The organism is Stutzerimonas azotifigens DSM 17556 (assembly GCF_000425625.1).
Taxonomy (GTDB): domain Bacteria; phylum Pseudomonadota; class Gammaproteobacteria; order Pseudomonadales; family Pseudomonadaceae; genus Stutzerimonas; species Stutzerimonas azotifigens.
On sequence record NZ_KE384417.1, the window covers coordinates 1 to 20,688 of the forward strand.

21 protein-coding genes are annotated in these 20,688 nt (G+C 67.9%); 5 read left to right on the top strand and 16 right to left on the bottom strand.

What is annotated here, in order from left to right:
- Nucleotides 1-307, top strand: a 307-nt coding sequence (locus tag H610_RS0119230; RefSeq protein ID WP_028241177.1) for a transposase, incomplete at its 5' end; no start/stop codon positions are given.
- Between the two features lie 177 nt (nt 308-484).
- Here the strand turns inward: H610_RS0119230 and H610_RS0119235 are convergent.
- Nucleotides 485-1,672: an MFS transporter gene (locus tag H610_RS0119235; protein WP_043239100.1), complete on the bottom strand. Its 1,188-nt coding sequence runs from the start codon at nt 1,670-1,672 to the stop codon at nt 485-487.
- A 176-nt stretch (nt 1,673-1,848) separates the two neighbouring features.
- Here H610_RS0119235 and H610_RS0119240 point away from each other — a divergent pair, with 176 nt between their 5' ends.
- The 3 genes from H610_RS0119240 (at nt 1,849) to H610_RS0119250 (ending at nt 3,852) form a co-directional block, all read left to right on the top strand.
- Nucleotides 1,849-2,646 (top strand): dienelactone hydrolase family protein, encoded by a 798-nt coding sequence (locus tag H610_RS0119240; protein WP_028241179.1) that lies wholly within the window; start codon nt 1,849-1,851, stop codon nt 2,644-2,646.
- Between the two features lie 367 nt (nt 2,647-3,013).
- Complete coding sequence (locus H610_RS0119245) at nt 3,014-3,451, top strand: hypothetical protein (RefSeq protein ID WP_028241180.1); 438 nt, start codon at nt 3,014-3,016, stop codon at nt 3,449-3,451.
- The gene (locus H610_RS0119250) at nt 3,448-3,852 is read left to right on the top strand and encodes an META domain-containing protein (protein ID WP_028241181.1); all 405 of its coding nucleotides are present in this window, start codon (nt 3,448-3,450) and stop codon (nt 3,850-3,852) included. Before H610_RS0119245 ends, H610_RS0119250 begins: the two co-directional genes overlap by 4 nt.
- A 549-nt stretch (nt 3,853-4,401) precedes the next feature.
- Here the strand turns inward: H610_RS0119250 and H610_RS0119255 are convergent.
- The 3 genes from H610_RS0119255 to H610_RS0119270 form a co-directional block, all read right to left on the bottom strand.
- Entirely contained in the window at nt 4,402-4,836 is a 435-nt protein-coding gene (locus tag H610_RS0119255) for a GNAT family N-acetyltransferase (RefSeq protein WP_028241182.1), read from the bottom strand.
- 164 nt (nt 4,837-5,000) lie between these two features.
- The gene (locus H610_RS24235; protein WP_043239103.1) at nt 5,001-5,837 is read right to left on the bottom strand and encodes a DMT family transporter; all 837 of its coding nucleotides are present in this window, start codon (nt 5,835-5,837) and stop codon (nt 5,001-5,003) included.
- A 16-nt stretch (nt 5,838-5,853) separates the two neighbouring features.
- Entirely contained in the window at nt 5,854-6,423 is a 570-nt protein-coding gene (locus tag H610_RS0119270; protein WP_028241184.1) for a phosphonate degradation HD-domain oxygenase, read from the bottom strand.
- Between the two features lie 162 nt (nt 6,424-6,585).
- On the opposite strand from H610_RS0119270, the gene H610_RS0119275 reads away from it, so the two are divergent.
- Nucleotides 6,586-7,473, top strand: a complete 888-nt coding sequence (locus tag H610_RS0119275) for a LysR substrate-binding domain-containing protein (RefSeq protein WP_028241185.1) — start codon at nt 6,586-6,588, stop codon at nt 7,471-7,473.
- Nucleotides 7,474-7,611: 138 nt separating this feature from the next.
- Here H610_RS0119275 and H610_RS0119280 read toward each other — a convergent pair whose 3' ends face one another.
- The 12 genes from H610_RS0119280 to H610_RS0119335 form a co-directional block, all read right to left on the bottom strand.
- Entirely contained in the window at nt 7,612-10,974 is a 3,363-nt protein-coding gene (locus H610_RS0119280; RefSeq protein WP_028241186.1) for a DUF6701 domain-containing protein, read from the bottom strand.
- Between the two features lie 68 nt (nt 10,975-11,042).
- The gene (locus tag H610_RS0119285) at nt 11,043-11,429 is read right to left on the bottom strand and encodes a hypothetical protein (protein WP_028241187.1); all 387 of its coding nucleotides are present in this window, start codon (nt 11,427-11,429) and stop codon (nt 11,043-11,045) included.
- Nucleotides 11,419-12,234 carry a PulJ/GspJ family protein gene (locus H610_RS0119290; RefSeq protein ID WP_028241188.1) on the bottom strand — a complete coding sequence of 272 codons (816 nt, stop codon included), beginning with the start codon at nt 12,232-12,234 and terminating at the stop codon, nt 11,419-11,421. Before H610_RS0119290 ends, H610_RS0119285 begins: the two co-directional genes overlap by 11 nt.
- A 59-nt stretch (nt 12,235-12,293) precedes the next feature.
- Nucleotides 12,294-12,800, bottom strand: coding sequence for a type IV pilus modification PilV family protein (locus H610_RS24240; protein WP_236614328.1), 507 nt, complete (start codon nt 12,798-12,800; stop codon nt 12,294-12,296).
- A complete protein-coding gene (locus H610_RS26145; protein ID WP_028241189.1) occupies nt 12,797-13,249 on the bottom strand; it encodes a pilus assembly FimT family protein in 453 nt (150 codons plus the stop codon). The genes H610_RS24240 and H610_RS26145 overlap by 4 nt, the downstream gene beginning before the upstream one ends.
- 109 nt (nt 13,250-13,358) lie before the next feature.
- Nucleotides 13,359-13,811: a pilus assembly FimT family protein gene (locus tag H610_RS24245; protein WP_051231873.1), complete on the bottom strand. Its 453-nt coding sequence runs from the start codon at nt 13,809-13,811 to the stop codon at nt 13,359-13,361.
- A 19-nt stretch (nt 13,812-13,830) separates the two neighbouring features.
- Entirely contained in the window at nt 13,831-14,361 is a 531-nt protein-coding gene (locus H610_RS0119310; RefSeq protein ID WP_028241190.1) for a type II secretion system protein, read from the bottom strand.
- A complete protein-coding gene (locus tag H610_RS0119315) occupies nt 14,358-14,891 on the bottom strand; it encodes a hypothetical protein (protein ID WP_152529130.1) in 534 nt (177 codons plus the stop codon). Before H610_RS0119315 ends, H610_RS0119310 begins: the two co-directional genes overlap by 4 nt.
- Nucleotides 14,888-16,123 carry a type II secretion system F family protein gene (locus H610_RS0119320; protein ID WP_028241192.1) on the bottom strand — a complete coding sequence of 412 codons (1,236 nt, stop codon included), beginning with the start codon at nt 16,121-16,123 and terminating at the stop codon, nt 14,888-14,890. The genes H610_RS0119315 and H610_RS0119320 overlap by 4 nt, the downstream gene beginning before the upstream one ends.
- 526 nt (nt 16,124-16,649) lie before the next feature.
- Nucleotides 16,650-18,374 (bottom strand): GspE/PulE family protein, encoded by a 1,725-nt coding sequence (locus tag H610_RS0119325; protein ID WP_028241193.1) that lies wholly within the window; start codon nt 18,372-18,374, stop codon nt 16,650-16,652.
- Entirely contained in the window at nt 18,371-19,765 is a 1,395-nt protein-coding gene (locus H610_RS0119330; protein ID WP_028241194.1) for a tetratricopeptide repeat protein, read from the bottom strand. Before H610_RS0119330 ends, H610_RS0119325 begins: the two co-directional genes overlap by 4 nt.
- Nucleotides 19,762-20,685 carry an ExeA family protein gene (locus H610_RS0119335; protein WP_028241195.1) on the bottom strand — a complete coding sequence of 308 codons (924 nt, stop codon included), beginning with the start codon at nt 20,683-20,685 and terminating at the stop codon, nt 19,762-19,764. Before H610_RS0119335 ends, H610_RS0119330 begins: the two co-directional genes overlap by 4 nt.
- Nucleotides 20,686-20,688: the final 3 nt, after the last annotated feature.

Here is a 20,688-nt window from a genome sequence, read left to right on the forward strand (position 1 = left end):
CGGAAGTGGCCGTGCGATCACCGCCTTTGCCGGATTGAACCCCAAGCTGCAGGAGTCCGGCACCTACAAGGGCCAGACGCGCATATCTCGAACGGGCTCGTCTCGCCTGAGGGCTGGGCTCTATATGCCGGCTGTTTGCTCGCTCAAGCACAACGCCGCCATCAGCGCTCTGCGGGACCGCTTGAAAGCCAGGGGCAAGACCGGCAAGCAGATCGTCTGTGCCGCCATGCGCAAGCTATTGCACATCGCCTATGGGGTACTGAAATCCGGCCAGCCTTTCGACCCTAAACTGGCCCTTGCCCACTAGGGCTCAAGACGGTATCTACAGTCGCCCGATGCAAATGACACATAGCCCGTAGGGTGGGCTTCAGCCCACCAATCCCCGATGCCGCAGGTAGCGAGCCACGCGTCGGGTTTGGCTGTTGCCCGGCTCAGGCTCGCCATATCGAGCTTCTGGCACAACGGAACAGGGTGGCCTTGCACCCTACAGACGCCACGCGCGCCAACCCGCGATCAGGAACAGCCCGCCCAGCGCCGCCAGCAACGGCAGCCAGCCGAAGTGCTCCCACACGTAGCCCGCCGCGTAGCCGACCAGGCTGGAACCCAGGTAGTAGGCGCACAGATACAGCGCCGAGGCCTGCGCCTTGGCGCCCTGCGCGTGGTAGCCGACCTGCCCGCTGGCCACCGCGTGCGCGGCGAAGAATCCCAGGGTAAACAGCCCGAGCCCCAGCGCCAGGGCCGGCAGCCAGACGGTGGCGCACAGCGCCACGCCGACCAGCATCAGTCCGATCCCGCCGAGCAGCACCGGCCGCGCGCCCAGGCGCGGCACCAGCCGCCCGGCCCAGCCGGCGCTGAAGATGCCGACCAGGTAGACGGTGAACAGCAGCCCGATCACCGTCGACGAAAGGTGGAAGGGTGCGCCGGCAAGGCGGAAACCGACGTAGTTGAACAGCGCCACGAAGCCGCCCATCAACAGGAAGCCGAGCAGGAACAGCAGGCGCAGGCGCGGATTGGCCAGGTGCGTGCGGAAGTTGCCGAGCAGCGCGGCGGGCGACAGCGCCTGCGCCTGGAAATGCCGCGACGCCGGCAGCAGCCAGACGAACAGCGCCAGCGCGACCAGGCCCAGCGCGGCGACTCCGCCGAGCGCCAGCTTCCAGCCACCGATGTCACTGAGCAGGCCGGCCAGCAGGCGCCCGAGCAGCCCGCCGAGGGCGGTGCCGCCGATGTACAGCCCCATCGCCGCCGGCAGCGATTCGGGCTCGAATTCCTCGCCGACGTAGGCCATCGCCAGCGCCGGCAGACCGCTCAGCGCCAGGCCGAGCAAGGCGCGCAGCACCAGCAGCAGGTGCCAGCTGTCCACCAGCACGCAGGCGAGCCCGAGCAGGATGGCGATGCCCAGCGCCGCCGCCATCACCGGCTTGCGTCCCCAGCTTTCGCCCAGCGCGCCGGAGACCAGCAGGAACAGCGCCAGGCTCAGGGTCGTCAGCGACAGCGCCAGGGCACTGCTGGCGGCCGACACGGAAAAATGCGCGGCGAGCAACGGCAGCAGCGGCTGCACGCAGTAGAGCAAGGCGAAGGTGGCGAAGCCGGCGCAGAACAGCGCCAGTGTGGCTCGGCGATACGGCGCGGTGCCGCGTCTGAGATGGCTCGAGATGTCGGTGGCTGTGCTCATGCGGCTCCCGGCGACCGGTCCGGAAAAAGGTGGCGAAGGCTATCAGCGGCAGCGACCGGTCGCCAGCCGCGTACGGCGCAGAGAGCGCGGAACCCTGCAGCGCGCCGGAGCCCTAAGCTTTCGGCGCAACCGCTATGCTTGCGCCATAGCCCTTCGACCGCAAGGAGACCGCCATGATGCGCCACTGCCTGCCGGGATTGCTGCTGCTCTGCAGCGCCCTCGCCCATGCCGAAGTCCAGACCCGGGAAATTCCCTACACCGCCGAGGACGGCACCCGGCTGGTCGGCTACTACGCCTACGACGACGCCGTCGACGGCAAGCGCCCGGGCATCGTCGTGGTCCACGAATGGTGGGGGCTGAACGACTACACCAGGCGCCGGGCGCGCGACCTCGCCGAACTCGGCTACGCCGCGCTGGCCATCGACATGTATGGCGAGGGCAAGAACACCGAGCACCCACAGGACGCCATGACCTTCATGAAGGCTGCGCTGGCCAACGCCGACGCCGCACGCCATCGTTTCACCGCCGGCATGGACCTGCTCAAGGCGCAGGAACAGACCGACCCGCTGAAGATCGGAGCGGTCGGCTACTGCTTCGGCGGCAAGGTGGTGCTCGACATGGCGCGCCAGAGCGTCCCGCTGGAAGGCGTGGTGAGCTTCCACGGCGCGCTGGCCACCGACTCGCGGGCGGTACCGGGCAGCGTCAAGGCGCGCGTGCTGGTCGAGCACGGCGCCGCCGACAGCATGGTCAGCTCCGACGACGCCGCGGCGCTGACCGCCGAGATGATCCAGGCCGGCGCCGACTTTCGCCTGGTCAGCCTGCCCGGTGCCAAGCACGGCTTCAGCAATCCCGGCGCGGACGCCTTCCAGGCAAAGGGCGTCGACGTGGCCTACGACGAAGCCGCCGACAAACGCTCCTGGGACGACATGAAGCGCTTCTTCGCCGAAACCTTCGGCGGCAAGCCGGACGCCTGAACGGCGCCCGAGCTGCGCGCTGGGGGCGGTCATGACCGCGAACATCCCGCACCCGATCGCGGTCGAGACCGCTCTCACAGAGCTCATCGCCCCGAGGGCGGGCCTCCCACAAAGGGGACGAGTGCATGCCGAACCCTGTGGGAGGCGCGCCCTCGCGGCGACATCGTCAGCCAGGGGCGCGTCTCTTGGGTACGACCTTGGCAGCGAATGATGGTACGAGCTCGTTCGCGGTCAAGACAGTTGCTCCCACGATGGCCGAATCGTAGGGTGCGTCGCGCGCACCGATTCATCATGGCCAGACGGGCCCGGCAGGTGCGCCCCGGCGTGATAGCATTGCGCATTCCGCCTCCGATACCCCTGCCCTGCCATGGCCGTCCACGATTTCCGCTTTTCCCTGCTCGACCCGACCCACACCCTCACCGAATGCCGCGCCCTGGCGCCGGGCCGCTACCAGGTCACCGGCACCGGCGGTTCCATCGCGGTCGGCGACACCCTGCTGGTCACCCTCCGCGGCAGCCGCGAGCTGTCGCAATCGCTGACCGTTGAAAAGGTGCGTCATCTAATCAATCCGCCGGGCCAGTGGCACGCGGTAGCCAGCGGCCCGGTGTTCCGCGAGCTGGAAATCCTCAACTGGCAGGTCGACTGCGATGCCTGCGGCAAGCGCCTGGACTTCGAGTTCGCGGTCGATGCCGCGCTCGGCAAGGCCGCTCGCGAGCCCGCCGCCGAGGCGCGCATCGGCGAACTGGGCTGGGGCCGCGAGGGCGACCGGCACCTCTGCCCGGCCTGCCGGGAGGGCCGGGCATGAAGCGGCTCGCCCTCTGCACCCTGCTCGCCCTCGGCCTGGGCGGCTGCGCGGTAGAGCCGACCCGGCTGCAGCCGGAAGTCACCTACATCGCCGAATGGGTCGGCGACGCCCCGGTGATCGGCCGCCACCCGCTGTCGCTGGTGCTCGGCGACGACGGCCGCGCCTTCGGCAGCGCCGGGTGCAACCACTGGTTCGGCAGCTACAGCCTGGAAGGCGAACGTATCCGCTTCAGCGAGCTGGGCAGCACCCGCAAGCTCTGCGCGGAAGCCATCATGCGCCAGGAACAGCGCTTCCTGGACACCCTCGGGCAGGTCGAGCGCTGGGACATCTCCAACATCGACCAGCTGCGCCTGTGGCCCGCCGAAGGCGCGCCGATCCGCCTCTGGCCGGCGCAGGACTGAGACGCATCGCGACGGAGCACGGTGCCGTTGCGTTGCCCCCGTTCTGCGCAGAATGCGCGCAGCCCCTGCAGGCCCGGCTGCGCCGCTCGTCGGCAATCGCCGACGACGCGCGAGCATGGGCCGTGCCGCCACAGCCTCGGAAGCAACCGCCGGAGCCCGCTGAATCCCTGGCTTGCAGCGCTTTCAGCGACGATGTTCGCAGCCTCCCTGCCTGCCTGCTTCGGCGCCTGAGAAAAAACTGGCACATCCCCTGCATTGGTTCCTGCAACCCAAGTTTCGGGGACCTTGGTACAGGCAGGCCGGGGATTCCCCTCTTTTACATCCGACGAAAAGGGCCGCTCATCGAGCGCCACGCAGGTTCGAAGCAGCAGCCATCGGCAAGGTCACGAGGCGCACGCTCGACAATCGTCCCGCCGCCGGCGCGGGAATTCGACGCTGCTGACATCGAGTGCGTGCGCGAAGCCTCGACGTTCAGCCAATCGATGTTCGCTCTCCATTCCCCCGCGCGCTTCGCGCACCTGGCCTCGAGATGGCGTTTTGGAATAGTCGCTAGGAATCCGGGCCACCGTTACGAATGAACGAATAACGGTAAATGTCCTCCCTTAAATTCCATCCCTGTTTTTCCCAAAACTTCTGGGCGTCAAGATTCGTCCTGATCACATCGATATGGCTCTTGGTAATGCCAAGTGATGCAAGGCGAGCCAGGCAGGCCTCGACAAGCGCGTTCGCGATACCTTTTCGCCTGTGCATCGGCGCAACGACGAGGTGCTGAAGATACCCGCGGCGCCCGTCATGACCCGACATGATGCAGCCCACTGTTTCATCCCCTACTTTCGCCAGCAGGCTCAGTTCGGGATTTCTTTCCAGGTAGCGGCGAGTGTTTTCATAAGAGTCGGCATCGCGGAAGGTGACGCCGGGCGTCTTCCTCAGCAAATCCATGACCGAGTCATAGTCATCGATCGTCATGGGAACGATTGAGAACATTACCAGCCCCCTTGAAAGTTGTTCCTGCGCAGTGCCGCTGTTGTTCGAACAACCAGGTCGGCACCGGCATCCATCTGGCACGTTAATCTTCCGGTAGAGCCTGTTTTCAAACTTCGTATTTATCCTGCGACCCACTTCAATCCAGACGCAGAAACCGCTCCCAATTAGAACTTCAAGGCCACTGCACCCAGCAGAATGACGAACGCGGCGCAGATCCGATGGTAGCCGCCGTGTTCACGAAGCACGAACGTCGATATTGCAATGCCGAACGCGATCGCCGTTTCCCGCAGGGCAGCGACCATCGCTATCGGAGCATGCGTCATTGCCCACAACACGAGGATATAGGCTCCCAGGGAGCATGCTCCGCCCATGAGCATGAGAGGCCAGCGGGCACGCAGATGCTTCAGCGCCGCCTCCTTCCGGTGCCAGACCGCCCATGCCAGGATCGGGATCGCCGTGAGGAGGAACATCCACATCGTATAGGCGGCCGGGTTCCCGGACAGGCGCACGCCCGCACCGTCGACCAAGGTGTACGCGGCGACGGTTGCTGCATTCAACAACGCCAACCACGTCGTGCGGCCGCTGCTCAGCGACGTGGGATTGGCCAGTAGCAGCCCTAGAATTCCCGCGCAGACAATCAGCACCCCGCTCCACGCGCTGAGGCTCAGTTGCTCGCCGATGAGTGGGCCGCTCGCCAGGGCAACGATCAGCGGCGGAGCACCCCGCATCAGTGGGTACGCATGTCCCATGTCGCCACTTTGATAGGCCGCACCGATCAGAACGAAGTAGAGCACATGAATGCCCGCCGATACGGCGATGTAGCCCCAACTGCCGCTCGCGGGCAGCGGCAGCAACGGCACGACCGCCGCGCTTAGCGCGGCGGCACTGGCTGTGACGAATACGATGTCGAGAAACTTGTCCCGGCTCGACTTGACGATGGCGTTCCAGCTCGCATGCAGCAACGCGGCCAGCAGGACGACCAGCAGGACACCGATAGGCATGGATATCCCGCTTCTCTCAGGCCACGCTGCTCTGCCTGCCATACAACTCCGAGACCATGGAGAAGTAATGTTCGAACGGAGGCGTGGAGGCGCCCGGCACTTTGGCGAGGTCATCCCAGCGGCGCAGCCGCAGCGCATCGGCGGCGAAGGGCTTTTGCTGGAACTCGGCCGCCTGCTCCGGCGTATGGATACCGCCTTGCTGTTCGAGCGAGCGGACCGATTGCGGGCTCAGCCCCGCATGATAGCTGGGGTCGATGGCACACAAACAACGCTTGGCCTCGACGTGCAGACCGATGGGCTCGACTACGGCGCCGGGGAAAACAGGCCGTAGGAATGGCAGCGCCACGAACTGGTGCAGGTCGTCGTTTTTCCTCGTAGCGTCTGCATCCCGCCCCTTGTTCGACCCGAGCATATGCCCCAGGTCATGCAGAAATGCCGCGACCACCAGTTCCTTGGATGCGCCCTCCTGTTCCCCCAGATACGCGGACTGCAGCGCATGCTCCAATTGCGTGACCGCTTCGCTGCCGTAGGATCGCGGGCCGTAGGTCTCGAACAACGTGCGGATGTCTTCCAGTTCAATAGCCATGTTTCGTCACTCCTTGGTTGATTGAAAAATCAGGACGCTCCGCCGACGGAGAGGCGACGGTCGAACTAGTGGTGAAGAGGTAGCAATGGTAAGAAAGGGCTGTTACACCTCCATATCAATTCGATCCTGTTTTATTCAATCAGCTATATATAAAAGCTATAGATGTCCACGATCAGAATCCGCGCCTTTCTCGCCGTCGCCCAATGCGGCAGCTTCAGCGCCGCTGCGCGCCTGCTCGGAGTCAGTCAACCCACCTTGACGACCCAGGTGCAGGGGCTGGAAAAACAGCACGGAGTCCAGCTGTTCATTCGTCGCGGCCACCGCATCGAGCTCACGGATGTAGGCCTGCGGCTGCTGCCGATCGCACGAAAGCTGAGTGCCCTGGAAATCGAGGCCAACAGCCTGCTGCATGACAGTGGCCAGTTGAACGCCGGTCACCTCAAGCTGGGCGCGGTCAGTCCCTTTCACGCGATCGAGATGGTGGATGCCTACCGCAAGCGCTACCCGCTGATCGATATCTCCATCAAGGTCGGCAACTCCGGAAGCGTGTTCAAGGACTTGGAGGAGTACACCGTCGATCTCGCCGTGCTGGCCCGTTTTCACGAAGCGGAAGGCTACGAGGTGATCCCCTATGCCCGGGATGCGGTGGCGCTGTGCGTGAACGTCGAGCACCCGTTCGCATCACGCGGACAGGTGGATATTCGCGAACTCGAAGGCGAGCGGCTGCTGCAGAGGGAAAGCGGCTCCGTCACCCGCAAGGCCTTGGAGCAGGCGGCCCAGGCCGCCGGCGTGCCGCTTGCGTTCGCGATGGAGATCGGCAGCCGCGAGGCGCTGCGCGAAGCGGTCATCCGCGGCATGGGCATCGGAGCCGTCTCCGAAGGCGAGTACAGCCCCGATCCCCGGTTGCGCCTGGTGCACTTCAGCGGTGAGCCCGTCTGGATCGAGACCTGTCTCTACTGCCTGAAGGAGCGCCGCTCGAGCCTGTTGCTCGGTTCGTTCATCGAAGTGGTGGAGCAGTTACGGGGAAAGACCGGTGCGCCAGTCGCGTGAGAAATTCGTGCCACCGCCATGCCTCGGACAAGGCACCGCCCGGACTTGGATCCCGCTCTCGTGATCGAGCCGTTCACTCCGGACGGCAACGCGAACGCGGCCAGCACGGGCTGCGCTTGCGCCCTGCTTCGATCGATCTCAGCGATAGATCTCGCGGCGGAAGATCAGCGGCGGCGAGCCCTTGTAGATGCCGAAGGTCGCCAGCCCGGAAGGATCCTGGAAACTGCCTGAACCGTTCCAGTCGTAGCGCAGCACCTCCGGCACCGTCGGCGTGACGCGCACGCTGCCTTCGTTGCCCTCCCCCGGCGCGCTCAGCTCGATGGAACGGAAAGTCCCCGCGCTCGTCACCGTCGGCGTGGTTTCGCCGGCGTTCAGGTTGTTGGTGTAGTCGCTCAGCACCGGCACCGGCATTTGCGGCAGGACGCTGCAGCTGTCGTCCGCGCTCGGGGCGAAATAGCTGCCCTGCCAGCTCTCGACGACCACCGGCAGGCCGAGGGGCGCGAGCTCCGAGCCGTTGGCGTTCTCCACCCGCGCCCGCCCCAGGCGCAGCTGGCTGTCCGCGCCGGGAAAGCCGATGTCGTCCAGCACGTACGGCTGGCAGGCAGCCGAGGCCGAGGTGTCGCCGGACTTGTGGCAGACGCCGTCGCGGTCGGTCAGCGAGGCGGCCGGGAAGCTCAGCGCCAGCCAGGGGCGGAAGGCCGCATCGCTGGGCAGCGGTGCATAGCGGTTGCGCGCGTAGGTCAGCGTGCGGTCGCGGATGCTCGCCTCGCGCGAACCGTCGCCCGGCTGCGGATCGCTCACCTCCACCGTGAAGCCCGTGCTGCCGCCCAGCCGCGCATTGTCGTGGACGTCGGCATCGCTGCTGCCGAACAGCGGGACATGGGCGAAATCGGAGGCGAGCCGCCAGAAATCGCCGCGGTCGTAGTTCGTGGTGGTGCCACCCGAACGGTTCCTGCCGATCACGTCGAGCCTGGGATCGACGGCGAAGCCGATGGGCTCGCCCTGATAGCTGAAGCCCGTCTGGGTCGCGGCATCGGTCACGCAGCCCGGCCGCAGCAGGGGCGTGTTCGGAGCAACGTCCAGGTAGGCCGGCACGATGCGGCCGATATAGCGGCTGAGATTGTCCTGGCCGGCATTGCTGCCTGGCGCCGTACCGTCGCCGCCGACGTGTCCCATGCCCATGTACTCGGCGCTGGTCCTGGCGGCGATGCGGAACACGCCGACCTCCGAGAAGGACACGCCGCCGTTGCCGTTCAGGCTCGTCTGCGTGCCCAGCGCATGGTCGTAGCTCGCCGGCAGCGTGCTGCTGCCGACCACGCCCGCCGCCGGCGCCTCCAGCGACAGCCGCAGGCCGATGTTCGACAGCTGGAAGTTCGGGGTGACCACGTTGCCCGCGCACAGCGCCTCGCCGTCGAGCGCCTCGCCGGTCTGCACGCCGTTGACGGTGGTGCCCTGCCAGCCCACGGCGCGCACCCGGATGGGAATCGCATCGCCGGCCGCGGCCAGCACCGTGCAGTTGCCGCTCACGCCGGCGACGCTGCAGGTGGCGCTGTCGGGGGTGATACACAGGCCGTAGGGCTTGGCGACGAACGAGCCGCTGCCGGTCATGCTCAGGCCCTGGTCCCCGGTGGTGCCGCTGCCGCTATAGCTGACGTCGAGCGCCACCTGGCCGGCGTCCTCGTAGTTCACCGTCGCGGTGGCCACGCCGCCGGCGTCGAACGCCAGCCTCGCCGTGGTCGCCGAGCCGTTGAGCGTGACGGTTCGCGTGCCGGTCGTGGGGTTCTGGTAGCGGGTGGCGAGGCCGAGCGTGCGCGAGACGTTGGCGAAGGTCGGCACGCAGGCCTGGCTGCGGTCATCCTTGCGCACCGCGGCGATGGTGGCGCTCTGCGGGCGGCCGGCGATCAGGTTCGGCACGCTGACCAGGAAGCCGCTGTCGAGGAAGGTCACCTTGCAGCCACTGGTGCTGCACACCAGGCCGTTGCTCGCCCCGGGCGAGGCCGAAGCCAGGCCCAGCATGACCTCCCCGGGCGTGCGCACTGCCAGCGTGGTGGTGGTGCTGCCGGTGAAGGTGAGCGGGTTGCCGGCCCAGCCGGCGCTCGGGCTCAGGGTCACCGTCGAGGCGGAGGTGGGCGTCGAGGAACAGTCGGCATCGGCGCAGGCCCTGACCGTCACGCTCAGCGAGCCGCAGGTCAGCGCCGTGGGGTCGTAGATCAGCCGGTAGTGGTGGACGACGGGGACGGACGGCTGGTCGGTGCACAACGGCCCGAGGTCCGTCGGGGTCGCGTATTCGACCTGGGTGTTTTGTCCGACATTGATGTTGCGCCCGGTGATACCGCCCTTGAAGCGCGCGTTGCTGCTGAAGCTGATGGATACGTCCCGCGCCGCGTAGACGAATACCGGCATGTCGGTCTGGCTGGTGATGTTGACGTTGGCGGTCGAGTACAGCAGTAGCTCGCCAGCGCCGAAGCCCTCGAACCTGGCCGCGTAGGACACGTCGATGTTGCCGTTGACGAAGATGCGCACCTTGCCGGTGGTACCGGACAGCTTGCGGATGGTGGTCTGCACCGCCAGGTTGAAGTCGCCGTTGAAGTAGTAGTCGCCCGGCGCCAGTTCGAAGGTGGCGTTGTACCAGTCGCCGTTGGCCACCAGGCTGCCGAACAGATGCTCGTGGCCGGTCCGCGTGTAGCGGATGATCGCGCTGTTGCCCTTGACCAGCGAGGTGCCGTATACGCCGCCGGTTATGACGGCGTTGGTGCCGAAAGTGACCGAGCCGCGCGCGTGGATGCGGCCGGGGAACACCAGATTGTTGCCGAACGAGGCATTGCCGACGACGTAGAGCAGGATCTGGCCGGTGGCGAAGCCCTCCAGCGTTATCTGGCCGGCATCCACGTTGCCGCTGACATACAGCACCACCGGCGCCGACCCCGAGCCGATGCGGCGCAGTTTCGAGCCTTGGGCCGACAGGTCGAGGTCGCCGTCGATCCAGTAGCTGCCGGCTTCGAACTCCAGGGTGGACAGGTAGCCGGTGCGGACCGTGCGCATCCGGTAGGTGCTGCCCGGCGCATTCGAACTGAAGCGGATGGTCGACTCCTGCCCCACCGTGACCGTGCCGTAGTCGCCGGCCGCCCGGGTCAGCGTGCCCGACATGTAGCCGTTGGACAGATTGCCCCCGGCGCCCGAACTCTTCTGAAAGGTCGATGGCACCTCGGTTCCGCTCAGAAAATTCACCGTGGTCTGGGCCGCATAGGTGCCGGTGGCGGTGCAGCGCACGCCGTCGCAGAAGCCAGCCTGGTCCTGGTACTCACTGAAATGCGTGACGGTCGGCGCCGTCAGCCTCGGGCCGCTGCCGAACACCCGGGACATGTAGCCCATGTGGATGTTGCCGGTCGGCGAATGGCTCTGGATGCCGCCCGGAAACACCGCGGTGCACTGCTGGGCCTGCGCCCATCCGCCGACCAGGGCGGTCCACAGGCCGCAGACGGCCGCCAGCCGGTACGACAACGGCCAACATGCCCTGCCCCGGCCGTTACCCGGCTGCACACGGACACGTCGGAAAAAGCCCTTCACGCTCATGGCCGCTCCACCACTGCCGTCAGTTGCCGGTAGGCGTAGTCCGGATCGCCCGGGCTGCCGTAGCTGGCCATCGCCTCCACGCGGTGGAACACCAGATTCGGGCCCTCTTCCGGCACCTCGGTCTCTTCACGACTACAGGTGACCTCGACCCTGAACCCTTCCAGGTCGAACGAGGAGCACGCCTGCAACGGCTCGGCCAGCGAACGGACGATGCCGTACTCGAGCCCGGCGCGCGCCGCCTGGTAGGCCCGGGCCTGCTGCTGGGCGAGGCTGGTGGTCGCGTTCTGGGTGATCGCCAGCCGCGCCATGACGGCGATGACGCCGGCGATGACGATGATCAGGAACATCGCGGCCACCAGGCCGAAGCCACGTTCAGGGCGCATTGTCGATATGGACCTGCTGCAGGAGGGAGATGCGTTCGCCGGCCTGTTCCAGCACCAGCTCCAGGGTCACCAGCCCGCCGCGCATGGCGTTGCCGGGTTCGTAGCGGAAGGTGCAGGAACGCACGCTGTTGACCAGCGGCGCGGCGTCGGCGTAGTCGTAGGAGGCGGCGCTGCCGAGGGTGGCGAACTCCTTGCGCAGGATTCGCCCGCCCGTGCAGCGGTAACCGACCACCGCGTCGGCCAGGTAGAAGCGGTGCCGCGGCGAGGCGTAGCGGAAGGCGAACCCGGCCACCGCGCTGCCGCTCAGCGTCAGGTTTCCGCCGCTGTAGGCGAACGTCAGCTTCGGCGTGATCACCGAGGAGGCGTTGTCGTGCGGCGGCCAGACGCCGTTGCCGGCGCCGGCGCTGCCGATGTTGTAGATCACCATCCAGTTCATCCCGGCGATCTGCGCGCGCTCCTCGGTACTGACCGGGCTGAGGACCTGGATGGTGCAGGGCGAAGCGCTGCAGGCCGGCGGATTGCGCCGCACACCCGCGTCGAGGTTGGCGCGGTAGCGGCCGCTCACCGGGCTGCGCAGCAGTTCGAGCTGCCCGCTGCCGGTGACCCGTACCGAGTTCGGTACCGCGGCGCGGATGTCGCGGGCCATGCGGTATAGCGCTCCCGAGGCAAGATCGACCAGCTCGGCCCGCCGGCTTTGGTCGACGAAGCCCTGCAGCGGGCGCGACATCACCACGCCGATCATCACCGCGACCACGCCGGCCAGGGCGATGACCATCACCAGTTCCACCAGTGTGAAGCCGTGCATGAGGCTCGCCGAAGCTGTGGGAGGCGCGCCCTCGCGGCGATCAGTAACACCAACCGCGCTCAGGGGCATAGATCGTTCCCCGCGGCGTCGTATTCGCCATAACAGCTGCGATAGCCCTCGAGCACCAGCGACTGCCCGGCCGGGTCGGTCACGGCCACACGAATACGCAGTGCGGCGACGCCGTTGAGCGATGCCGGCCCGCTCACCGCCACCGCGACCCGGTAGTCCGCCAGCGACGCCAGGGTATTGCCGTTGGGATCGCGCGGGCTCTGCTCGAGCCCGTGGTAATCGCGCACGTCGTTGAAACAGGCCCGCCCGCAATCCGACGGCTGGGGCGTGGGCATGAAGTTCTGCAGCAGGATCTCTTCCAGGTAGGACTCGGCGAGGGTGAGGCTCTGCTGGCGCAGCATGGGATCGGCGGAGCGGCCGGTGATGGCCGCCATGGCGGCGAACAGCGCGGCGGCGGCGATGCCGACGATGACGATGGTGATCACCAGCTCGACCAGGGTCATGCCGCGTTGACGGACCAGGCCACAGGCGGAGGTTCCGGTCGGGCGGCGCGTCACCGGGTCGCCTCGACGAAGCCGGTGGCCGCGTGCACGGTGAAGGAAAAACCGCCCACCGTCGCCGTGCAGATCCCGCCGGAACACGCCTGGGCGACGCTGCCCAGCGAGGTGAAGCTCAGGCTCAGCGGACGCTGGACCTGCACGCCGGCCGGCAAGGCCTGCGCATAACCCCCGCCCCCCGAAGGGTCCCCGACCTCGCCATTCCCACATCCCCCGCCCCCGTACTTCAGGGCGTAGCCGCTGCCATCGAGGACGAAGCCCACCTGGCATCCGCTCGCCACCGCCAGTTTCTGCGCATAGCGAACGGCCGAAAGGGTCTCTTCGAAGAAGAGGCGCCCGTCGAACGACGAGCGATCGAAAAAACGCGGTCCCGCCACGGCAGCGAGGATGCCGAGGATCACGATCGTCATCACCAGCTCGACGAGGGTGAAACCGCGTTGGTCGTTCATGGATTGCTCAACTGCCATTGCCAAGCGAACGTAGGGCGGGTGAACACCCGCCGGACGAAGGTACGGGTGCCACCCGAACGGCGTTTGCCCCCATAGGCTGCAACCGCTTTTACTGGGCGGGGTCGGTGCTAGCCGATGTAACGCCGCAGGTGCCGGTAGTGATCGTCGGCGCGGCAGTTGTGATTGTGTATGTAACGTTACAGTCGGTGCCGGTATAGCCGGCAGGCTTATAAACTCCCGCAGAAACCTTTTCAAACCCATCCATATCAACCGCTCTGCCTATGCCTGCATCATCGGCAATCGGATAGCCCTGCGCTGTTGTGGTGATGACGCTCCCATCTTCCAAAGTCACGGAGGTGCCAGTACTCCCTTTCGCGAGCCAGGCTGAATGAACGATGGCAGCTGCACTGCGCATCGAGCCCTTGAGCCCCTGGATAGTTGCCACCCGCGCATCACCACTGAAATTGGCGAACTTTGGCAATGCAAACGCCGCCAGAATCCCCAGAATCACGATGACCATGATCAGTTCGATCAGGGTAAAACCACCTTGCTGCTTTTTCATGTGTCTACTCTCGGTTGCTTCAGTTGAAGGTGAAGGTCACTTCACCGGTGTTGGCGTTGTAGGAAATCGAATCGTCGGCCCCGTCGAGCTGGTACCGGAACGTGCACTGGGTGCCGTTGGCCGAGGCCACGTAGTCGACGTTGCCGGCAGCGGTGCCGACGGTAGGCGCGGCCCCTTGCAGGACGTTCTGGAACACCTCGACGCAGGCGTTGGCACTCATCGCGTCGGTGGCCGTCGGGGTACCGGTCGCGCCGGTGCCGACCGGCCAACCGTTGGCGTTCACGTCGACCACCTGGCTGCCGAAGCCCTGCACGTTGATCTGGCAGTTGGACGACGCACAGCCGGCCGAGCCGCCGTTGCGGTTGAGCTCGTACTGCGCGCGCACCAGCGACACGGCCGAGGCGAGTGCGCCTGCAGTGCCCTTCAAGGCCGCCTCGTGGGCGTCCTTGGTGGCGTTGATGAACCGCGGCAGCGCAACCGCCGCGAGGATGCCGAGAATGGCGATCACCACCACCAGCTCGATCAGGGTGAAGCCTTTGTTGCTTTTCATTTGTGCTCCTTGGTGTGGATTGCCCAGTCGGCCAGGTCGCTGGCGGTGACGGGTTGCAGTTCCAGGCTGGCGAAGGCTTCTCCGGCCCGCTTGCCTGTGGTTGCCTCTCCGGGCACGCGCCTCAGCGCATAGGCTTCGATGCCTCGCCCGTCGTCTCCCCAACCGCCGAAACGGCTGCGGTACAGAATCCATTCGTGCTGCGGCAGGTAGTACCAGCAGCCCCGGTCCGGCGTCTGGCCATCGGCCAGCTCGCCGCAGTAGTCGTCCTGCCGCCACCTGAGCGACCGGAACGGGTCTTCGTGCAGCCAGGCACCCTCGCCCGACCGGCCGCTGGCGACCTGCTCGGCCGCCCGGGAAACCAGGCCCAGCGTCAGGCTTTCGCGCGTCGCGCTGGCCGCGCGGGCCTCGCCGACCTGCAGGATGCGCCAGCCGATCGACACCCCCAGCGTTGCGGCAAGCAGCAGTGCAAACGCCCAGCCAGAGCGGCTGGCCGTCCGTCGCCATGCGTAGGTCCGCAGCGTCGCGCTCATGCGCCGCCCCTCGCGGCCGAGGCCAGCTCCCACATCGGCAGGAACACGCCCAGCGCCAGCACCAGCACCATCGCGCCCATGGCGACGATGAGCAGCGGTTCGATGGCGTCGGCCAGTTGCTTGAGGTCGTAGTCGACTTCCTGCTCGTAGAAATCGGCGACCTCGACGAACAGGTCGTCCAGCGCGCCGGTTTCCTCGCCGACCGCCATCATCTGCAGCACCAGCGGGGTGAACAGGCCGCTGGCCGAGGCGGTGCGCGTCAGGGCTTCGCCGCGCTCGATGCCCTCGCGCATGCCGAGGATCGCCTGGCCGATGTGACGGTTGCCGACGCTGGCGCTGTTGATCGACAGGGTCTGCAGCAGCGGCACGCCGGCGCGGTACATCATCGCGAAGGTGCGGGTGAAGCGCGCCAGGGCGATGCGCTCGAAGATCGGCCCGACGATCGGCAGGCGCAGCTTGATGCGGTCCCACTTCAGCGCGCCGGATTCGGTCTCGATCCAGCGCAGGAAGCCGTACAGGCCGCCGACCAGGCCGATCAGCAGCAGCCACCACCAGTCGCGGAAGAATTCCGAGGTGCCGATCAGCAGGCGCGTGGCCCAGGGCAGCTGGGCGTGGAACTGGGCGAACACCTTGGAGAAGGCCGGGATCACGAACAGGTTGATCACCGCCAGCGCCACGCCCATCGCCACCAGCACGAAGATCGGGTAGCGGGTCGCCTGCTTGATGCGCTTGCGGGTTTCGCGCTCGAGTTCCAGGTAGCTGGCCAACTGGCGGAACGCCTGGTCGAGCTGGCCGGTGTTCTCGCCGACGCTGACCATGCTGACGAACAGGCTGTTGAACACCTTCGCGTGCGCATGCATGGCCACGGCCATGGACTGGCCGCTCTCCAGGTCCGCCCGGACCTCCTGCAGGATCTCGCGGAAGTAGAGGTTGCGGTGCGACTCGGCCAGGCCGCCGATGGCACGGATGATCGGCACGCCGGCCTTGTTCAGGCTGTACATCTGCCGGCAGAAGATGATCAGCTCGTCCAGGTCCACGCGCCTGCGGCGCAGCCGGGCGCGCAGCCCGGCGAGCGCATCGGCCTGCCGCTTCTCGGCGGCGGCCTCGATGGTCAGCGGCGTGATCTGCCGGCCGGAAAGCTCGCTGGCGACCGCGTCGGCGCTGGCCCCTTCGAGCGTGCCGGCGACCTTGGCGCCGCTGCGGTCGCGACCGGTGTAGTGGAAGGTGGGCATCAACGCTGCCCTCCCTGGCCGTCGTGGAGCCGTCGTTCGCGAGCAAGCTCGCTCCTACGGGTGCACGCCTGTTGTAGGAGCGAGCTTGCTCGCGAATGGGTGCCCGTCATCATTGGCAGGCTGACGCCTGCGTCGCCGCGAGGGCGCGCAATCCACAAGGATGTGGTGAATGCCGCAAGCCCGTCGGGAACGGGCGCGGCCTCCCACAGGGTCGAGTGGGAGCAATGGCTATTGTGGGAGGCCCGACCTCGGGGCGATAGACGGAGTCCTCCCTGGCCGTCGTGGAGCCGTCGTTCGCGAGCAAGCTCGCTCCTACGGGTGCACGCCTGTTGTAGGAGCGAGCTTGCTCGCGAATGGGTGCCCGTCATCATTGGCAGGCTGACGCCTGCGTCGCCGCGGGGGCGCGCCTCCCACAAGGATGTGGTGAATGCCGCAAGCCCGTCGGGAACGGGCGCGGCCTCCCACAGGATCGGGTGGGAGCAATGGCTATTGTGGGAGGCCCGACCTCGGGGCGACAGGCGCGCCATCACGCGACCTCGTCCTCGGCCAGGGTGGCGGTCACGCGCAGCACTTCCTCGATGCTGGTCACCCCCGCCAGCGCATAGTCCAGCGCGGCGGCGGCCAGCGGCCGGTAGTGCTCCTGCGCCCGCGCCGCCTCGGTGAAACCCTGTGCGTCGCCGCGGCGCAGCGCGCCGATCATGGCTTCGTCCAGCTCCAGCAGCTCGTAAACGCCTACCCGACCGCTGTAGCCGGTGTTGTGGCAATGGTGGCAGCCGCTGCCACGGCGGAAGCTGCGGCCTTCCAGCGAGCCGCGGTGCAGCCCCTGCAGCCAGGCCAGCTGGCGGGCGTCCGGCCGGTGCTCCTCCATGCAGTTTTCGCACACGCGGCGCACCAGGCGCTGGGCCAGCACGGCGTTGAGCGCGGTGGCGACCAGGAAGGGCTCGACGCCCATGTCCATCAGGCGCATGGCGGTGCTGAGGGCGTCGTTGGTGTGCAGGGTCGAAAGCACCAGGTGCCCGGTGAGCGCGGCGCGCAGGCCGATCTCGGCGGTTTCCTGGTCGCGGATCTCGCCGACCAGGACGATGTCCGGGTCCTGGCGCAGCGCGGCGCGCAGGACGCGGGCGAAGGTCAGCTCGATCTTCGCGTTGACCTGCACCTGGTTGACCCGCGGCAGGCGGTACTCGACCGGGTCCTCGACGGTGATGATCTTCTTTTCCGGGCTGTTAAGCTCGGACAGGCCGGCATAGAGCGTGGTGGTCTTGCCCGAGCCGGTCGGCCCGGTGACCAGCACCATGCCATGCGGGCGCTGCAGCAGGCGGCGGAAGCGCTCGAGGATCGCCGGCGGCATGCCGGTGCCTTCGAGGGTGAACATGGCGCCGCTCTGGTCCAGCAGACGCATCACCACCGATTCGCCGAACTGCACCGGCATGGTCGAGACGCGGACGTCGATGTTGCGGTTCTTCACCCGGATGTTGAAGCGACCGTCCTGCGGCAGGCGCTTCTCCGAGATGTCCAGGCCGGACATGATCTTCAGCCGCATCACCAGCGCCGAGGCGACCCGCTGCTCCTTCATCACCTGCTCGTTGAGCACGCCGTCGATGCGCTGGCGGATGCGCACTAGGCCCTCGTCCGGCTCGATGTGGATGTCCGAGGCCTTCATCTGCACCGCGTCCTCGAACAGCGTCTGCAGCAGGCGCACCACCGGCGCGTCGCTGTTGCTCTCGGCGCCCAGGCGCGCCAGGTCGAAGTCGCTTTCCTGCAGCTCGCCTTCCAGCTCGCCGGCGATCGAGGCGATCTGGCTGGTGCGCCGGTAGACCTGGTCGAGCCGCGCCAGCAGCTCGCTCTCGCGCACCACCGCCGGGTGGATGCGCTTCTTCAGCAGGCGCTCCATCTCGTCCTGGGCGAACAGGTCGAGCGGATCGGTCATGCCCACCAGCAGGCCATCGCCCTGGCGCGACAGCACGATCACGCGGAAGCGCCGCGCCACCGCTTCCGGCAGGCTCTGCGTCAATGAATTGTCGAGCTTGTAGTGCTTGAGCTCGATGAAGGGGATCTGCAACTGCTCGGAGAGCGCCTTGAGCAGCCGACCCTCGTCGATGAAGCCGAGGTCGACCACCGTGCGGCCGAGCTTCGAGCCGGTGCGCTTCTGCTCCTGCAGGGCCAGCTGCAGCTGGTTGTCGTCGATCAGGCCGGCCTGGATCAGCAGGTCGCCGATGCGCACCTTGCGCTGGCGCATGTCGGGCTGGGTCATGGGGTGTCTCCGCTGACGGCGGCGAGCGCAGCCGCCCGCGCTTCGGCGTAGCGACGGGTGTCGTCGTCGAGGCCCTGGCCGCGCAGGGCCAGGCGGTAATGGGCGGCCGCGTCACGCGGACGCGACAGTTGTTCGAGGGCGATGGCCAGCCCCAGGCGCCAGACGGCCTGGTCCGGGCTCAGCTGCAGCAGGCGCTGGTAGAGCGCGGCGCTGTCGGCCCAGTCGCCGAGCTGCTGGTGGATGGCCGCCTGCAGGGCGAAATAGGATGGATCGCGGTCGAGCGCCGGCGCTTGCTCGCGCAGCGTGGCGATCGCGCCTGCGCCGTCGCCGGCCTGCAGCTGCCCGCGCGCCAGCAGCGCGCGCAGCTCGCTGTCGAAGGGCCGCGCGGCCAGCGCCGCGGGCAGCCAGGCCAACAACTCCGGCAGGCGGCCGCTGGCCAGGTAGGCACGCGCCAGCCAGCGGGCGGCTTCCGGGTTGTCCGGCTGCTGCCGGTGCAGGGCGACCAGCGCCTCGACGGCACGCGCGTGATCGCCGGCGACCAGCGCCTGGCGGGCCTCGGTCAGCGTGTCGGGATGGTGCGCGGCGATGTGCAGCTCGGCACGCGGCGCGCGGACCGGCGCCGGCTCGGCGGCGACCCGCGGTGCCGGCGCAGCCTTCGCTTCGGCGGGCTCGACCGGCACCGTCTGCATGGCCCAGTCGGGGAACCCGGCGTCCTCGTCGGCCGCGGCCGGCTCGGCGGCGGGCAGCTCGGCGAGGTTCACCTCGGGCGCGCCGGCCTCGGCCACCAGCGAGGTCTCGACCCACAGCTGCCAGCCGTCGCCGGCCGGTTCGAGACGGTCCTGCACCTGCAGGCCGTCGCCGCCGAGCTCCACGCACACCCGCCCGTCCTCGCCGGCCACACGCCAGGAAAGACCGAGGCCGTCGCGCAGCACCTCGCCGTGCTGCGCCGCGCCGCTCAAGCGGACGTCGGCGAGCCACAGGGTCACGCGCGTCCCTTCGTCGCTGCGCTGGTAGCTCACCGGGCGGTCGAGCAGCAGCTGCAGGGCGAAGCGCCGGCCGTCGTTCTGCGGCAGCACGGCGAGCAGGCTGGCGGCCGGCTCGATGACCGGCTCCGGTGCGGGTGCCGCCATCGGCTCGGCCGGCACAGGCGTCGTCTCGCTGCTCGACGCCTCCGGAACGACCGGCGCAGCGGGCTGCATCCACCAGCCCAGCGGCGCGCCGATGGCCACCGCGGCGGCGACGATCGCCAGCGCCCTGCCGGCCCGCCCGCGACGGGCGCGGCGCGCGCCGGCCTGCTCGTCCACCGCATTCAGGCCGGCGAAGGGCTGGCCGGCGTCCTGCGGCGCGCGCCTGGCTTCCAGGTCGCGCAGCATGTCGTTGACCAGGCTCATCGCAGCGCCTCGGAGATCCGCTCGAACCAGGGCCAGGCGGCCCCCAGCGCACCGGCCAGGCCCAGGGCGCAGGCCCAGCCGAGCGTGCGCGGGCGTTGCAGGAACGGGCGCGCCCCTTCGGTATCCGCCAGCGCGCGGCGCACGTGGCGGCCGTCGACGCGGCGCGCGCCCTCGCCGAAGGCGGCCATCAGCGCCTTGTGCGCGAGGATGTTGAGCAGCCGCGGAATGCCGCCGCTGTCGAGGGTCAGCCGGCGCACGGCCGCCGCCGAGAAGACGGTGCCGCCGGTGAAGCCGGCATGCGCCATGCGCTCGTTCAGGTAGCGGCCGGTGTCGGTACGGTCCAGCGGCGTCAAGCGATAGGAGAAGGTGATGCGCTGGCGCAGTTGCCGCAGGTCCTGGCGTTCGAGCAGCGCATCGAGTTCGGGCTGGCCGAACAGCACCACCTGCAGCAGCTTGCTGCGCTCGGTTTCCAGGTTGGTCAGCAGCCGCAGCCCCTCGAGGGTGTCGCGGTCGAGTACCTGCGCCTCGTCGATCAGCAGCACCAGGCTGCGCCCGCTGGCGGCGATCTCCACCAGCCGCCGCTGCAGCGCGGCCAGCAGGGCCTGCGCATCCAGGGTCATGGCCTCGGCGATGCCGAGTTCGTGCGCCAGCGCCTGGCGCAGTGCAGCCGGGCTTGAGGCCGGCTCCGGCAGCCAGGCGACCTGGTAGCGTTCGGCGTCCAGCAGGTTGAGCAGCGCGCGGCAGAGCAACGTCTTGCCGGTGCCCACCTCGCCGGTCACCTTGATGAACCCCTCCCCCTCGGCCAGGGCGACGCGCAGCAGGTTGAGGCACGCCTGATAGGGCGGCAGTTCGACCAGGAAGCCGGTGTTCGGCGTCAGCGCGAACGGCTTCTCGCGCAGACCGAAGAACGCTTCGTACATCGC

Excerpts from the sequence above, each read along its gene's own strand:
- H610_RS0119240 (WP_028241179.1), top strand. The coding sequence starts at position 1,849 with ATGCGCCACTGCCTGCCGGGATTGCTGCTGCTCTGCAGCGCCCTCGCC.
- H610_RS0119270 (WP_028241184.1), bottom strand. The coding sequence starts at position 6,423 with ATGGCTATTGAACTGGAAGACATCCGCACGTTGTTCGAGACCTACGGC.
- H610_RS0119325 (WP_028241193.1), bottom strand. The coding sequence starts at position 18,374 with ATGACCCAGCCCGACATGCGCCAGCGCAAGGTGCGCATCGGCGACCTG.
- H610_RS0119275 (WP_028241185.1), top strand. The coding sequence starts at position 6,586 with ATGTCCACGATCAGAATCCGCGCCTTTCTCGCCGTCGCCCAATGCGGC.
- H610_RS0119335 (WP_028241195.1), bottom strand. The coding sequence starts at position 20,685 with ATGTACGAAGCGTTCTTCGGTCTGCGCGAGAAGCCGTTCGCGCTGACG.
- H610_RS0119245 (WP_028241180.1), top strand. The coding sequence starts at position 3,014 with ATGGCCGTCCACGATTTCCGCTTTTCCCTGCTCGACCCGACCCACACC.
- H610_RS0119290 (WP_028241188.1), bottom strand. The coding sequence starts at position 12,234 with ATGCACGGCTTCACACTGGTGGAACTGGTGATGGTCATCGCCCTGGCC.
- H610_RS24235 (WP_043239103.1), bottom strand. The coding sequence starts at position 5,837 with ATGCCTATCGGTGTCCTGCTGGTCGTCCTGCTGGCCGCGTTGCTGCAT.
- H610_RS0119320 (WP_028241192.1), bottom strand. The coding sequence starts at position 16,123 with ATGCCCACCTTCCACTACACCGGTCGCGACCGCAGCGGCGCCAAGGTC.
- H610_RS0119330 (WP_028241194.1), bottom strand. The coding sequence starts at position 19,765 with ATGAGCCTGGTCAACGACATGCTGCGCGACCTGGAAGCCAGGCGCGCG.
- H610_RS0119315 (WP_152529130.1), bottom strand. The coding sequence starts at position 14,891 with ATGAGCGCGACGCTGCGGACCTACGCATGGCGACGGACGGCCAGCCGC.
- H610_RS0119310 (WP_028241190.1), bottom strand. The coding sequence starts at position 14,361 with ATGAAAAGCAACAAAGGCTTCACCCTGATCGAGCTGGTGGTGGTGATC.
- H610_RS0119285 (WP_028241187.1), bottom strand. The coding sequence starts at position 11,429 with ATGCGCCCTGAACGTGGCTTCGGCCTGGTGGCCGCGATGTTCCTGATC.
- H610_RS24245 (WP_051231873.1), bottom strand. The coding sequence starts at position 13,811 with ATGAAAAAGCAGCAAGGTGGTTTTACCCTGATCGAACTGATCATGGTC.
- H610_RS0119250 (WP_028241181.1), top strand. The coding sequence starts at position 3,448 with ATGAAGCGGCTCGCCCTCTGCACCCTGCTCGCCCTCGGCCTGGGCGGC.
- H610_RS26145 (WP_028241189.1), bottom strand. The coding sequence starts at position 13,249 with ATGAACGACCAACGCGGTTTCACCCTCGTCGAGCTGGTGATGACGATC.
- H610_RS0119235 (WP_043239100.1), bottom strand. The coding sequence starts at position 1,672 with ATGAGCACAGCCACCGACATCTCGAGCCATCTCAGACGCGGCACCGCG.
- H610_RS0119255 (WP_028241182.1), bottom strand. The coding sequence starts at position 4,836 with ATGTTCTCAATCGTTCCCATGACGATCGATGACTATGACTCGGTCATG.